Here is a 12,640-nt window from a genome sequence, read left to right on the forward strand (position 1 = left end):
ATTTATAATTGTTCGTTTAAAAAATCAATCAATGCTTGAAGTTCCTCTAAATCAAAATGAAAAAGTTTTTTAAGCATTTCTGTGTTTTTTCTAGTATCTTGGTGGTTGTGGTAATGGGATCTAAATCGTTTAACCCGCAAGGAACAAAACCTCTCTCCAAACAAAGCATGATATAGGGTTGCAGCCAGCATTTAGCGCGCCTCTTTTGTTCTGATTGGATAGATCTAATTTGTTTGATTTTATTAAAAAACTCTTCGTAGGACTCGCAAAAACCTTTATAAAACGCTTTATTTTCACTTTCTTTTGCCATTTTTTCTAGCAAATGCTCTAATTCGCAGTATTTAGAGTGGTGTTTAGTCTCATCATTTTCTGGTAATAAAAAAATCTTAATTTGCTCAAACTCTTTATCGCTTAAGCGGTGTTCTTTTTCTGGGTTTTGTTGGAGTTGTTTTTTGATATTTTGCTCGGTTTTCTCTACTTGGTTGTCTGAATCAAAAATAATGTAAATGTCCTTAGCCTTTAGGTATTCTTTAATGCCCTCTGACTCTTTAGAAAGCTTATCCTTGCTCCCACAATTAATAATATTAGAATCTTTAAGGCCTAAATTTTTAACCTCATTTAAAAGCATTAAAAAGATTTTGTCTGATTCGCCCTCCACACAGACGATTTTTTCTCGCATCAGTCTCTAACCTCCATGCCCCTATAAAGCGCTTTTTCTAGCATAGAATAGCTGTGTCTGATAAAGCCAGAAGCGCTTTCTTTTTCAAACTCAAACAAGGCTATGTCTTTAAAAACCTCCGTTTCATTATTGGGCATGGTGCTGATAGCGTTCAATAAAAATTCCTTGTTGTGCGTGGTGGCAAAAATTTGAATCTGTAGTTTTTGAGCTAACTCAAACAGAGCTTTCAAAAACACTTGCATTTTTGTATAGTGCAAACCGCTTCCAATTTCATCAATGAAAAGATACTTAATGCGATTGTCTATAAGAACGCTCGCCATGATAAAGAATTTGATAAACCCCCAACCAAACGAATTTAAAAGCCTTTTGGGGCTTTTTTCTAGCGGTGTGTTTTCATCTTTGATTTGGATATAGACAGCATTTCTTATGGTATCAACATTTAAAATATCAGGGTTGAAATATTTTAAGATTTCAATCAATTCTTTTTCTTTACTCGCTAATCGTAAATTTTCTAATGCTTGAAGAGAATTAACAATAGATAATTCCATAGGAATAAACATCGCCTTTTCTTTATAGGTTTGAGCGATTGTGTCTAGATCAGAATGGATTAAGCCTAAGTTTTGTCTTTCAAATTCATAAGTCATTGTCATGGGGGAAAAAGATGGATTGTAGGAAAATTGGAGCTGTGGCTTCGTTATGGTTTTATTTATAAGGTTTGTCATATGAGTGTCATCACTATTTAAATTGATGTCTTTGCTGTAACTGGTTTGTGTGGGGTATTGGATAGTAAGAGGGATAGTGGCATGCTCAAATTTAGTGCGGATGCTAATGGGATTAGCGGTGTTCCCTTGGTAAAAGAAAGTTTTTAGATTGTCGGCATTGAGTTTAATTTTCCTGAATTCACTAACAAGCACGGCATGTTCAGGGGGAGACTGACTTGAATGGCAGGATCACAAAGGCCTGTGTTGGTATAAAGGGCTTCTAAAAGATTGGTTTTGCCCGTATCGTTTTGACCGGTAAAAAAGTTGATGAGTTTAAAATTTTCCATTTTAAGGTGTTTGAAATTTTTGTAATTTTCAATCTCTACGCTTTTAATCATTTGAATCCGCCTTTTAATGAGCTTGATTGATACCACTAGATCAGCTAGACCATTAGTATAGTTACGCTAATTTTACCCTACTATTCTTACTTAATTTTTAAGCGATTTTTTTCCAAAGCGTTTTGAATCGCAATAGAGGGAGAGAGGTAATTGTAACGCACTAAAATTTCGGTGATTTCTTTAAAAATAGGGGCTGCAATCTTGCTGGCGTAATATTCTTCCTTGCCATGCGAGCCTAAAATAACCACGCCGATGGTAAAAACCTGCTTTTCATCTTCAGCGAACCCAAAAAAAGAGCTGTTGTAAGACTCCGCACTATAACTCCCGTTTTTTGCCACCCTAGCGGTGCCTGTTTTGCCCCCTATGTATAGCCCTTCAAATTGAGCGTTTTTGCCGGTGCCATAACGCACCACTTTAATTAAGGTTTCTTTCATTTTTCTAGCGTTTTTTGGGCTAATGACTTGAAAGGTTGGTTTGGGGCTAGGGATGTAAATATCGCCATTAGGGGCGGTTTCTCGCTGCACTAAATAGGGGGTAGTCAATTTGCCTTCATTAGAAAACACCGCATAAGCCCTTAAAAGCTGCAAAAAAGTTGCATTCAACCCATAGCCATAAGAGACGCTGCCCTTTAGCACTTCGCGCTTGAAAGCGGACAAAGGAGGGATTTTTCCTGTGGCTTCTAAAGACAAATCAATGCCGGTTTTTTGAGAAAATCCATAGCCTAAAAGCCCGTTATAGAAATCTTCTGGGTTGAGATTTTTGCTGATTTTTATCATGCCCACATTGCTAGATTGGATCAAAACATCTTCAACAAGGGCTTTTTTATTAGGGATAAAATCGTCTTTAATGGTGTATTTTCCTAGCTGGTAATAGCCACGATTTAAATCAATGCGCTCTTTGGGGTTGATTAAATTTTTGTCTAAAAGCAAGGAATAAACAATGGGTTTAATCGTGCTGCCCGGCTCAAAAACCTTTTCGGCAACGCTCAAATTCAAGTTTTCATAATCGCTGGTTTTAATGGTGTTAGGATTGAAGCGATTGCTTGAAGCTAAAGATAAAATTTCCCCACTTTTAGGATTGATAATGCCCACTAAAATTTCTTTAGCCTTGAGTTTGTCTTTGGTTTTATCTAGTAGGGTTTCAATTTCTCTTTGAAGTTTTAAAGGAATGCTCAAATACACTTCATAGCCATCAAGGCGCTCTAATTCGGTGTAAGAGTGGTTTTGAATGAAATTAAAACTCACATCTCTTTTGCCTGTTTTTACGCCATTTTGTTGGGCTTTAAGCAAGGGGTTTTGAGATTTTTCAACGCCTTTTTTACCGGTAGTGAGAGTGAGCTTGTCTTCTTCTTTTTTTTGCACATAGCCAATGATAGGCTCTAGGCTATTTTGATAAGGATAATGCCTAGAAACGCCGCTCACTTCAATATTTAGCCCTTGCTTTTGCCACACTTTATCGTGCGCGTCTTTGAAATTTTGAAAAACCCCAAAGGCTAAAAATTTCTTGTTCAAATCTCTAAGATTGGCGGCGGTGTTGGGCGTGAGATCATAGGCTAAAATCGTGTAGCCTTTCGTGCTGATCGCATCTTTTAGGGAGTTTTTAGGGATATTGCTATAAATAGAAAGGAAATCAATGAAAAAATCTTCTTTATCCGGGTTTAAAAATCTCGTGTCAAAGCCCAGTTTGAAAAGGGTTTGCGAAGTGGCCAGGCTGTAGTTGTCTTGGCTATAAATGGTCCCTCTAGTGGCAATATCTTGTTTGCTCATCACTAAAGCGGGCATGTTGGTTTGCGCAAAAAAAGCTTTTTTGAAAGCCACCATTAAGAAAATAAAAAAAAGCAATAAAAAAACTAATGCCGTAACCGAACCCTTGTCTCTTTGGATCTTTAGGAATTGCTCGGGGTTGGAGTGGGGGTCAAGGTTATTATTATCCATAAACGCTCACTTAGAAATGGCGTAGCGTTGGAGAACGCATGGGAGTGTAAATTTTTGATGATAAAATCTATTAAAATCGGATGTAGCAAAAAAAGATCGCTCTTTTAAAGAAAAAAGCCAAGCGATCATTTTAAAAAACGCTACTAAGAGATCAGATCTGCGTTCTTAAAAGCTCTTTGTAAGCACTGATAGCTTTGTTACGCACTTCAAGCATGAGTTTCATGCTCGTTTCAGCCTTCCCTATGGCGATGGCCGCTTGGTGCAAATCTTTGATTTGCCCTGTCGCCATGTCCGCTAGGGCTTTATCAGACTGCTCTTGAGTGCTGTTAAGCTCATTGATAGATTGTTTTAAGAGTTTAGAAAACTCCCCACCTTTTTGTTCTTTAAAGGCACTGCTTGATTCTTCTCTTTGAGTCCTATTGTCCGTGTTAAGCTCAGAGAAAGGACTCAATAAGCTTTTATCATTGTGTATGGCTTGCATAGAACCTCCTTAAGCTCTTTTTAAAAAATTTAACTTTATCAAATATTTTATTCATTTTTGTATTCTACTAATCTTTGGCTAATACTACCTAAATTTCCTTATACTACCATAAATCGCTCTAAATTATTCATGTTTGTAGCATGCCGATTGCATTTTGCGCCATGTTTTTAGCGCTTTGAAAGGCGGCAACATTAGCCTGATAGGCTCTCGTCGCTTCTACCAAGTCCGCCATTTCAACCACCGCATTCACATTGGGGTAAGCCACATAGCCTTGCGCGTTAGCGTCTGGGTGGCTTGGGTCGTATTTCATCAAAGGCTCGCTATCATCGCGCACAATCTTATCCACCACCACGCTTGTGATAGGGATTAAGGGGTTATCGTCGCCTTCATCTAAAGGGTCTTCATAGGGGATAATTTGGTTGTTTTGCACGATTTTTTGATTCAAAATTTCATTGAAATCAAAAGCCTTAAACACCGCTTCTTGCCTCCTATAAGGGCCTCCTTCGCTCGTGCGCGTGGTGTTAGCGTTAGCGATATTAGAAGAAATCAAATTAGCCCTTAGGCGTTGGGCAGACAAGCCATAACCGCTAATATCAAAAGAAGATAAAAACATGTTTTTCCCTTAATTTATAAATTCTTACTAGAATCAATGGCGTAATTCACGATGCCTCGATACTTTTTTAACGCTGAACTCAAGGCTAAATACATGGTAGAGTTTTTACCCATTTCGCTCGTTTCAATGTCTAAATCCACGCTGTTGCCGTCATTTTTAGCCAAATGCCCATCTCTAAAAAAAAGGCTCGCCCCATCATTTATACTATTTTCAAAGTCTAAATGTCTAGGGTTAGTGTGGGCTAAAGGCAAAACTTTACTAGATTGGTTTTCAAAAATTTCTGCTTTTTTCTTCGCTAAAACGCTTTCAAAATCCAAATCCTTTGCCCTGTAAAAGGGGGTATCCACATTAGCGATGTTAGAAGCGATCATATCTTGCCTTAAAGCCCTATAATCTAGCGCTTTATACACCAATCCAAACGCTTTAGAAAAATCCATCAAAACCCCTTTTAAACCCTTTAGACTCTTAAATATGCAAAAATTATTCCAAAACCCGCTCATTGCCTCTAAAGAGTGCAGTTGATTAAAATGTAGCCATAAGCCAATTCACACTTATTATAGTGTAAAATATCTCTAAAACACCTTAAGATAACACCCATTTAAAACCTAAAGTAAGGAAATCCTAATGACTACAGATAGAAACCTGTTTTTTTGCACTTCGCTATTGATCTTTTTAGGGGTGTTGATGAGCTATTCGCTCTCCACTTACACCACAGTAGTGTTGTATCATTATGGGGAATTCCATTTTTTTATACGCCAGCTTGTGAGCGCGATCATAGGGATTGTTGTGATGTGGGGGTTGTCTAGGGTCGATCCTAAAAAATGGTTCAGCCCTTTAGGGTTTTCGCTCCTTTTTATCCCGCCATTACTCATCATTGCCATGCCTGTTTTGCCTGAAAGCCTTTCTAGTAGCGCAGGGGGAGCGAAGCGCTGGATCCGTTTGGGGTTTTTCTCTCTAGCGCCTTTGGAGTTTTTAAAAATTGGTTTTACCTTTTTTCTTGCATGGAGTTTGTCTCGCACCTTTGTAGCCAAAAAAAGGATCAATGTCAAAGAAGAACTCATCACTTTTGTGCCTTATTCGTTTGTGTTTATGGCATTAGCGCTTGGGGTGGGGGTTTTGCAAAATGATTTGGGGCAGATTGTTCTTTTAGGGGCGGTTTTAGTCGTGTTGTTAGTCTTTTCTGGGGGTAGCACGCATTTGGTTGGTTTGATTGTTTCAGGGGCGTTTGCGATTAGCGTTTTAGCGATTGTTACGAGCGCTCATAGGATTTTACGCCTAAAATTGTGGTGGTCTAATTTGCAAAATTCGCTTTTCACGCTTTTGCCGGACAAATTAGCCAACGCTCTTAAAATAAGCGACTTGCCCGAATCCTATCAAGTCTTTCATGCGAGTAACGCCATGCATAATGGGGGGTTACTGGGTCAAGGGCTTGGGCTAGGGCAAATCAAGCTCGGGTTTTTAAGCGAAGTGCATACGGATATGGTCTTAGCCGGGATCGCCGAAGAATGGGGGTTTTTGGGGTTATGCGTGTGTTTTATTTTGTTTTCTATTTTGATTGTTTTGATTTTTAGGATCGCCAATCGCCTGAAAGAGCCAAAATACTCGTTGTTTTGCGTGGGTGTGGTGTTGCTTTTAGGGTTTTCTTTGGTGATTAATGCTTTTGGGGTGGGTGGGATTTTTCCGGTTAAAGGCCTTGCGGTGCCGTTTTTGAGCTATGGAGGGAGTTCGCTTTTAGCGAATTGTATCGCTATAGGGATGGTTTTAAGCCTAGTGCAATACACCAAGAGCTAAAAATATTAGCCCTTTTTTAAAAATTCCACGCCCTTTTTCTTTTTGACGCCCTTCAAACGCTCAGCAATAAAATCCAAAGTTTCTTGCATTTTGGCGAATTTTTTAGAAGCGTCAATTTCTAAGACTCTCGCTTGAGCTTGCATAGCTTGCATGGCCTCTGCAATCGTTGTCTCTTGGAAAGAAAGGAATGAAATGCCAAATTTTTTCGCATGCTCTACCGCTTTAGGGTTGCCCACAAAGGTTACCACAAGATCAGGGCTAAGTTTTTTTAAAAGCTCTACATTCAGTGCGGCTGTATGATCGGTGCTCATGCGTTTGATGCGTTTGAGATCTTCGCCTTTGAGAGTGGCTTTAACAATATCATCTCTAAAAGCGTAATCCGAAACGCCTACGACCCGATTCCAAGCATTCAGCATGGCAGGCACTTCTACATAACTGCCTATATAGGCTATTTTAGAGATGGGAAGTTTTATGGTTTGCTCCCCAAAGTAATCTTTGACTTTGACTTCTTGAGCTGCAGCGTTAGCCACATTCAACAATAATGAAGCGACAAGCACGCCTAAAGAATAAGAGATGAAGGCTTTTTTGAAACGAGTAACTAACATAGCGATCCTTTTGTATGATTTATAAAGCGATTATAACACCATTAAGAAAATAACAATAGTAAAAATGAAACTATTTTTCATAAAATTTTAAAAAGAATAAAGAGAGGGTTTTAGTTGCTAGGCTTGTTCTAAACCTAGCATAATCCACCAAGAGTTAAAGAGCGTTTAGCCCCTTTTTAAAAAATCAATGCCAAAGATTAATGCCAAAGCTCCACGCCCTTTTTCTTTTTGACATTTTTCAAACGATCAGCAATAAAATCCAAAGTTTCTTGCATTTTGGCAAGCTTTTTAGAAGCATCAACTTCTAAGGCTTTGGCTTGAGCGTCAATATCTTCCATGACTTCTGCAATGGTTTTTTCTTGGAAAGAAAGGAATGAAATCCCAAATTTTTTCGCATGCTCTACCGCTTTAGGGTTACCCACAAAGGTTACCACAAGATCAGGGCTAAGTTTTTTTAAAAGCTCTACATTCAGTGCAGCCACATGATCACTGCTCATGGGTTTAATGCGTTCAGGATCTTTAAGGGTGGCTTTAACAATATCGGATTTAAAAGCGTAATCTGAAATGCCTACGACCCTATCCCAAGTATTGAACATAGCAGGCACTTCTGCAAAGCTACCCAAGTAGATTATTTTGGAAACAGGAAGCTTTATGGTTTGCTCCCCAAAGTAATCTTTAACCTTGACTTCTTGTGCTGAAGCGTTACACACATTCAACAATAATGAAGCGACAAGCACGCCTAAAGAATAAGAAATGAAGGCCTTTTTAAAGCGAGTGACTAACATAGCGATCCTTTTGTATGATTTATAAAGCGATTATAACATTAACTTTAAGAAAATAAAAAAATAAAATAGTAAAAATGAAACTATTTTTCACAAAATCCTAAAATTTAAAAGAAAATATCTCTTCATTAACTTTTTAAGAATATACTCCACCATGTTTCCGCTAATTAAGTGGAAAACATATTGAATTAAATCTAGTTAGGTTTAATTTTGATTCACAAAATTTTAATAACACTAAGGAGTTATACATGTTAGTTACAAAACTTGCCCCCGATTTTAAAGCGCCTGCTGTTTTAGGAAACAATGAGGTTGATGAACACTTTGAGCTTTCTAAAAATTTAGGTAAGAGCGGTGCGATTCTTTTCTTTTGGCCAAAAGATTTTACTTTTGTATGTCCTACAGAAATCATTGCGTTTGATAAAAGAGTGAAAGACTTCCAAGAAAAAGGCTTTAATGTGATTGGCGTGTCTATTGATAGCGAACAAGTGCATTTTGCATGGAAAAATACCCCTGTAGAAAAAGGCGGTATTGGTCAAGTAACTTTCCCCATGGTGGCTGATATTACTAAGAGCATTTCTAGAGACTATGATGTGCTGTTTGAAGAAGCGATCGCTTTGAGAGGAGCTTTCTTGATTGACAAAAACATGAAAGTAAGGCATGCGGTAATCAACGACTTACCACTAGGTAGGAATGCCGATGAAATGCTTCGCATGGTAGATGCTCTCCTACACTTTGAAGAACATGGTGAAGTGTGCCCAGCAGGCTGGAGAAAAGGCGATAAAGGTATGAAAGCTACCCATAAAGGCGTTGCAGAATATCTTAAAGAAAATTCCATTAATCTTTAATGGTTTAATCCGCTGTTCGATCAAGAGGAACTTTGTTTTTCTTGGTTGAATCCTTTTCTTTTTATTCTTTGCCAGTTTCTAAAATTTTCGTATCGTTTTATCTTTTTATCGTTTTTGAATTAATTTTTTTAATAAAGGGTTTTTTATGAATGCATTCAAGCGTATTATTTGCGTAACGGCTATTGTTTTAAGTTTTTTTAACCTCTTAGACGCCAAACACCACAAAGAAAAACAAGAAAACCACAAAATCACTCGTGAGCTTAAAGTGGGCGCTAACCCTGTGCCGCATGCGCAAATCTTGCAATCGGTTGTAGAGGATTTGAAACAAAAAGGGATCAATTTAGTGATCGTGTCTTTTACGGATTACGTGTTGCCTAATTTAGCGCTCAATGACGGCTCTTTAGACGCGAATTATTTCCAGCACCGCCCCTATTTGGATCGGTTTAATTTGGACAGGAAAATGCATCTCGTTGGTTTAGCCAATATCCATGTAGAGCCTTTGAGATTTTATTCTCAAAAAATCACAGACATTAAAAACCTTAAAAAAGGCTCAGTGATCGCTGTGCCTAATGATCCAAGCAATCAAGGCAGAGCGTTGATTTTATTGCATAAACAAGGGCTTATCGCTCTCAAAGATCCAAGCAATTTATACGCTACGGAGTTTGATATTGTCAAAAATCCTTACAACATTAAAATCAAGCCTTTAGAAGCTGCCTTATTGCCTAAAGTTTTAGGGGATGTGGATGGGGCTATTATCACAGGGAATTACGCTTTGCAAGCAAAACTTACTGGGGCTTTATTTTCAGAAGATAAGGACTCGCCTTATGCCAATCTTGTAGCCTCTCGTGAGGATAACGCGCAAGATGAAGCGATAAAAGCGTTGATTCAAGCCCTACAAAGCGAAAAGACTAGGAAATTTATTTTGGATACCTATAAAGGGGCGATTATCCCGGCCTTTTAAAAACAGCAAAAACTCGTCTTTAGCGTTTAAAATGGTTTTTTAAGTGCTAATCAAAAGTTTTATCCTAACAGCACGAAAAACTCTGTCCTTTAGGGCGAGAAGATGCAAGTGCATAGCCGTTAGACTACATTTAAACTAAAAGATGGCAAAATACCTTTAGTCTTTTGGTGGCAGGAACATGCAAACTTTAAAGAACAAAGCCTTTTTTCGTGTTAGTGTCCGTTGGGACGCTTTAGTTAGGAAGCCCCTTGCTTTAGAAAGGGGCGGTTTCACTCTCGCTGAACATCAATTCAAAACGCTAAAAGTCTTTTTAAAATGAAACTAAAAGGGCTTGCGTTAATCAAGCGATCATTTCTAAAAGCGTTATTTCTTAAGGAGGGAATGGCGCAAAACACCCCCTTCCCCTTAAGAAAATCATTTTTGTCATAAAATCTAACAACGAAACAAAATAACCAAAATCTCATTTTTAAAATCAATATTGGATTAGAATAGAGTTAAAAATACCGCAAATCCAAAGCATAGCTAAAATTACGCTTTTAGAATTTTTTAACAAGGCTATTTTAAATCTATTAGATTGAGGGGGTTATAGAGCGATGAAACAAGTTGGCTAATGGTTTTAGCGTTTAGGGCATGCGTTTTAAAGATTTAATTTTTCATCAAAGATAGCCAAGCTCATAGAGTTTGTTGCTCATTTTCACTAACAAGCCCCCCAGTTTTGACCCTCCTTCCCCATGCTCTACTAAGATAGTGATAGCGTATTTGGGTTTTTCATAAGGCAAAAACGCCGTAATCCACGCATGGGATCGATGGAAATATTCCATATCCTTTTCTTTCATGCGATTGACGATGTTTTGAGCGATCTCTACGACTTGCGCGGTGCCGGTCTTGCACGCTAAAGTAACCTTAGAACCTCTTGTAGAATGATAAGCGGTGCCGTCTTTATGGTTGCACACTTCATACATGCCCACGCGCAAGGCTTGGAGCTTCTTTTTTTGAAAGCTATTCAGGGGATCTTTAAGGGGCGTTTTATGATTGATCGCAAAATGAGGCGTTGCCAGTTTGCCTGTGGCAATAAGCCCCGTGTAGGCGAGCACTTGCAAGGGCGTGGTTAAAAAAGAACCTTGCCCAATAGCGGTAATGAGCGTGTCCCCAACGCGCCAGTCTTGATTGAAGCGCTTGATTTTCCATAAATTATCCGGCACAATCCCCACGAATTCATTCGGTAAATCCACGCCTGTTTTTTCCCCAAAGCCCACTTCCCTTAAAGTTTTAGAAAGTTTTTCTATAGAGATTTCAAGCCCAAGCTTATAAAAATACACATCCACAGACTCTCTAATGGCCTTATACAAATTAGAATTGCCATGCCCTGTTTTTTTCCAATCCCTGAATTTGCGCTTACCCACTTCAATGAAAGGGGGGGTGGGTATGGTGGTGTTTTCTGTGATATTGAGATTTTCTAAAAAACTCAAGCCCACGCCCATTTTCACCACAGATCCTGGCGGATACAAAGCGTTAGCGAAGCGGTTTAGTAAGGGGTTATAAATATCATCTTGAAGTTTTTGCCATTTGTCTTGGCTAATCCCCCCTACAAAATCGTTCAAATTGTATTCAGGGTAACTCCCTGCGACAAGCAATTCCCCATTTTCTGCGTTCATCACTAAAATAGCCCCCCTTTTGTTTTCAAAGAGCTTGTCCGCTTCTTCTTGCAAGCGTTTGTCTAAACTCAGTTGCAAGTGGTTATTGGTGCTTGGCGGCACTACTTCTAAAGTGGCTAATTCTTGATTGAGCGCATTGACATGCATGATTTTATAACCCACTTTGCCTTGCAAAAGTTTGTTATATTCTTTTTCAATGCCGGTTTTGCCCACAATCTGGCTGTATTGATTCTCTTCATCGTCTTTCAAGTCTTGCAAACTCGCCACCCCCACATAGCCTAAAACATGAGAAGCTAAAGCATTATTAGGGTAGTAGCGCTTGTCTAAAGGGCGCACAAAAATGCCTTGAGTTTGAATGAGTTTGGTGTAAAGAGGTTGCATGGCGGCATAGGGAATGAAGCCAACCACTTTAATGAGGTTGTGGTTGTAGAGCGAATTTTCTTTTTGGTAGTTGTTTAAAAGCGTTTCTTTGGAAAAATTAGGGAAAAATTTTTGGATGGTTTCAATTTTTTCTAAAAGCTCTTTTTGCCTCAATCTGCTAGGTAAAAACACGCCAAAAACCAATTCATTAGTGGCTAAAAACTCATGGTTTCTGTCCGTGATATTACCCCTTGTGGGGATTAAAAATTCTTTTTTGGTCATGTTTCGTTCGGCGAGTTTTTCATAGTATTCTTGATTTTTAATGCTTAGAATAAACAAGTTTAAGGCCAATACCCCCCAAACCCCTATGAAAACAAAGAGTAAAAGCTTATAGCGAAGACTTTTCATGCAAACCCCACAAAGCACTCTCTATTAGAGCAAAAAGAACGAGAAAGCCTAGCGTTTTTACGCTCAAAGACACCGAAAAAAAGCGCGATAAATAGAGGTCATAAACCAAAAAAACATGCAAAGATTTGAATAAAAAGCCGTCATTAAAAAACTTTAATGAGTTTTTATAAACGATTTGATGGTAGATTAAAAACAATAAAGCCAAAACGCCTAAAGTCTTTAAATGCATGCTTTCAAACCAAAACAAACAGCCAAACACGCTCAAACTGGGCAAAAATTGATCGTATTTTTTCGCATAAAATAAGAATAAAAACCCGAGCATGGGGGGTAAAAAAGGCATCAAATCCCTTAAAAGGCTATAAAAATAAAAGCTAAAAACCCCTAAACATAAGAATAAAAAAGAATCTTGTTTGAAAGAGAGCATAGC

Annotated in this window: 10 protein-coding genes and 4 pseudogenes; 3 read left to right on the forward strand and 11 right to left on the reverse strand. The window is 38.4% G+C overall.

Annotation, left to right across the window (positions count from 1 at the left end; genetic code table 11):
- Nucleotides 1-2: 2 nt before the first annotated feature.
- The 7 genes and pseudogenes from AA977_RS07250 to flgB form a co-directional block, all read right to left on the reverse strand.
- Nucleotides 3-679 (reverse strand): annotated as a pseudogene (locus tag AA977_RS07250) (DUF3226 domain-containing protein).
- Nucleotides 679-1,778: pseudogene (locus tag AA977_RS07255) on the reverse strand (AAA family ATPase). Before AA977_RS07255 ends, AA977_RS07250 begins: the two co-directional pseudogenes overlap by 1 nt.
- 86 nt (nucleotides 1,779-1,864) lie before the next feature.
- Nucleotides 1,865-3,712 (reverse strand): peptidoglycan D,D-transpeptidase FtsI family protein, encoded by a 1,848-nt coding sequence (locus tag AA977_RS07260; RefSeq protein WP_064435135.1) that lies wholly within the window; start codon nucleotides 3,710-3,712, stop codon nucleotides 1,865-1,867.
- Nucleotides 3,713-3,718: 6 nt separating this feature from the next.
- The gene (locus tag AA977_RS08145) at nucleotides 3,719-3,841 is read right to left on the reverse strand and encodes a transcriptional regulator (RefSeq protein WP_080472384.1); all 123 of its coding nucleotides are present in this window, start codon (nucleotides 3,839-3,841) and stop codon (nucleotides 3,719-3,721) included.
- A gap of 22 nt (nucleotides 3,842-3,863) precedes the next feature.
- Nucleotides 3,864-4,193 carry a flagellar hook-basal body complex protein FliE gene (gene fliE, locus AA977_RS07265; RefSeq protein WP_001147926.1) on the reverse strand — a complete coding sequence of 110 codons (330 nt, stop codon included), beginning with the start codon at nucleotides 4,191-4,193 and terminating at the stop codon, nucleotides 3,864-3,866.
- Nucleotides 4,194-4,320: 127 nt separating this feature from the next.
- A complete protein-coding gene (gene flgC, locus AA977_RS07270) occupies nucleotides 4,321-4,806 on the reverse strand; it encodes a flagellar basal body rod protein FlgC (RefSeq protein WP_064435136.1) in 486 nt (161 codons plus the stop codon).
- A 14-nt stretch (nucleotides 4,807-4,820) separates the two neighbouring features.
- Nucleotides 4,821-5,306: a flagellar basal body rod protein FlgB gene (flgB, locus tag AA977_RS07275; RefSeq protein ID WP_436405044.1), complete on the reverse strand. Its 486-nt coding sequence runs from the start codon at nucleotides 5,304-5,306 to the stop codon at nucleotides 4,821-4,823.
- Between the two features lie 124 nt (nucleotides 5,307-5,430).
- Between flgB and AA977_RS07280 the strand changes: the two genes are divergently transcribed.
- On the forward strand, nucleotides 5,431-6,597 hold the full coding sequence (locus AA977_RS07280) for an FtsW/RodA/SpoVE family cell cycle protein (protein WP_064435138.1): 1,167 nt from the start codon (nucleotides 5,431-5,433) through the stop codon (nucleotides 6,595-6,597).
- 11 nt (nucleotides 6,598-6,608) lie between these two features.
- Here the strand turns inward: AA977_RS07280 and AA977_RS07285 are convergent.
- Together AA977_RS07285 and AA977_RS07290 are read right to left on the reverse strand one after the other, a co-directional pair.
- Nucleotides 6,609-7,202, reverse strand: a pseudogene (locus AA977_RS07285) (TroA family protein); the annotation flags it as partial.
- Between the two features lie 200 nt (nucleotides 7,203-7,402).
- Nucleotides 7,403-7,987: pseudogene (locus tag AA977_RS07290) on the reverse strand (TroA family protein); the annotation flags it as partial.
- A 245-nt stretch (nucleotides 7,988-8,232) separates the two neighbouring features.
- On the opposite strand from AA977_RS07290, the gene AA977_RS07295 reads away from it, so the two are divergent.
- Nucleotides 8,233-8,829 carry a peroxiredoxin gene (locus tag AA977_RS07295; protein WP_000961662.1) on the forward strand — a complete coding sequence of 199 codons (597 nt, stop codon included), beginning with the start codon at nucleotides 8,233-8,235 and terminating at the stop codon, nucleotides 8,827-8,829.
- A 145-nt stretch (nucleotides 8,830-8,974) separates the two neighbouring features.
- Entirely contained in the window at nucleotides 8,975-9,790 is an 816-nt protein-coding gene (locus tag AA977_RS07300) for a MetQ/NlpA family ABC transporter substrate-binding protein (RefSeq protein WP_064435139.1), read from the forward strand.
- A gap of 656 nt (nucleotides 9,791-10,446) precedes the next feature.
- On the opposite strand, the gene mrdA is transcribed toward AA977_RS07300, so the two are convergent.
- Together mrdA and AA977_RS07310 are read right to left on the reverse strand one after the other, a co-directional pair.
- Complete coding sequence (gene mrdA, locus AA977_RS07305) at nucleotides 10,447-12,213, reverse strand: penicillin-binding protein 2 (RefSeq protein WP_064435140.1); 1,767 nt, start codon at nucleotides 12,211-12,213, stop codon at nucleotides 10,447-10,449.
- The gene (locus AA977_RS07310) at nucleotides 12,194-12,637 is read right to left on the reverse strand and encodes a hypothetical protein (RefSeq protein WP_064435141.1); all 444 of its coding nucleotides are present in this window, start codon (nucleotides 12,635-12,637) and stop codon (nucleotides 12,194-12,196) included. Before AA977_RS07310 ends, mrdA begins: the two co-directional genes overlap by 20 nt.
- Between the last annotated feature and the right edge of the window lie 3 nt (nucleotides 12,638-12,640).

It is taken from the genome of Helicobacter pylori (genome assembly GCF_001653455.1).
GTDB classification, from domain to species: Bacteria; Campylobacterota; Campylobacteria; order Campylobacterales; family Helicobacteraceae; genus Helicobacter; species Helicobacter pylori_A.

Excerpts from the sequence above, each read along its gene's own strand:
- AA977_RS07260 (WP_064435135.1), bottom strand. The coding sequence starts at position 3,712 with ATGGATAATAATAACCTTGACCCCCACTCCAACCCCGAGCAATTCCTA.
- AA977_RS08145 (WP_080472384.1), bottom strand. The coding sequence starts at position 3,841 with ATGATCGCTTGGCTTTTTTCTTTAAAAGAGCGATCTTTTTTTGCTACA.
- fliE (WP_001147926.1), bottom strand. The coding sequence starts at position 4,193 with ATGCAAGCCATACACAATGATAAAAGCTTATTGAGTCCTTTCTCTGAG.
- flgC (WP_064435136.1), bottom strand. The coding sequence starts at position 4,806 with ATGTTTTTATCTTCTTTTGATATTAGCGGTTATGGCTTGTCTGCCCAA.
- flgB (WP_436405044.1), bottom strand. The coding sequence starts at position 5,306 with ATGAGCGGGTTTTGGAATAATTTTTGCATATTTAAGAGTCTAAAGGGT.
- AA977_RS07280 (WP_064435138.1), top strand. The coding sequence starts at position 5,431 with ATGACTACAGATAGAAACCTGTTTTTTTGCACTTCGCTATTGATCTTT.
- AA977_RS07295 (WP_000961662.1), top strand. The coding sequence starts at position 8,233 with ATGTTAGTTACAAAACTTGCCCCCGATTTTAAAGCGCCTGCTGTTTTA.
- AA977_RS07300 (WP_064435139.1), top strand. The coding sequence starts at position 8,975 with ATGAATGCATTCAAGCGTATTATTTGCGTAACGGCTATTGTTTTAAGT.
- mrdA (WP_064435140.1), bottom strand. The coding sequence starts at position 12,213 with ATGAAAAGTCTTCGCTATAAGCTTTTACTCTTTGTTTTCATAGGGGTT.
- AA977_RS07310 (WP_064435141.1), bottom strand. The coding sequence starts at position 12,637 with ATGCTCTCTTTCAAACAAGATTCTTTTTTATTCTTATGTTTAGGGGTT.